We start from the raw sequence: 915 nt of genomic DNA on the forward strand, positions 1-915 counted from the left end.
GGCGCCTTCGAGGATGGCGCCGCTGATCAGAGGGCCGAGAGACATACCGAGGCCGAGCGCGGCGGCCCAGGCGGACACGGCCTTGGCACGGGCCCGGAAGTCAGGGCAGACATGGCCGATCCACACCTGGATGACCGAGGCGGCGGCGAGGCTGACGGCGGAGCCTACGGCGAAGAAGGCCAGGCCCGTGAGGAACACCTTCTTGCGCCCGAACAGGTCGCCGATGAGGCGCTGCGGCGGGTGAGCGATGAGTTCAACAGGCCGGACGCACCGCCCGGACAGCTGTGGCCCGGACAGTGACCCCCCGCGGCGCCGATGCGCTGTCAGGCCTCGATCAGCACCCAGTGGACCTCGTCGGTCGCGGTGTCATGTCTCCAGCGGTGGAGCACTCCGCCGGCTGCGAGCTGGTCGAGCAGGTGGGCCAACGCGGCGGAGGACAGCCCGGCGGCACGAGTCAGGTGACTCAGTTCGAGACACCCCCGGCCGTCATCGATGGAGTGGGCGGCGAGCTGGAGAGCCACCAGGCGAGCAACGGCACGCTCCTGCCGTACGGCGGGACGGGTCGCGCGGCGCAGCGCCCAGTCGGCGGCCTGGCCCCGAGCGCGGCGCCCGGGAACCTGCGCCAAGATCGCCGGATCCAGTAGGTCGAATCCGAGTACACAGGGCGGAGCGCCAAGGGTCGGCCGCAACCAGCCCGCTCGCTCCAGTTCCCGCCAGGGACCAAGGGAACGACGCAGGCGCATTCCGCGCAGCAGACCGTGCGAGAGCAGGACACGCCCGTATGAGTCGGCCCGCAGCGCGCACTGCACCGCAGCCAGACGGGCCGTCGCACTGACGCTGGCAGGCAGGGCGGCTGCCAGGTAAGCGAGCATCTCCTGCACCCTGGTCGCCGATGACGGTCCCGGGCGGCAGGCC

2 pseudogenes are annotated in these 915 nt (G+C 71.7%); both read right to left on the minus strand.

The features are described 5' to 3' along the window. A pseudogene (locus ACZ5CR_RS43865) lies at positions 1-198 on the minus strand (MFS transporter); the annotation flags it as partial. Positions 199-323: 125 nt separating this feature from the next. Next, positions 324-915: pseudogene (locus tag ACZ5CR_RS43870) on the minus strand (hypothetical protein); the annotation flags it as partial.

The sequence above is a fragment of the Streptomyces sp. NPDC031274 genome (assembly GCF_055570235.1).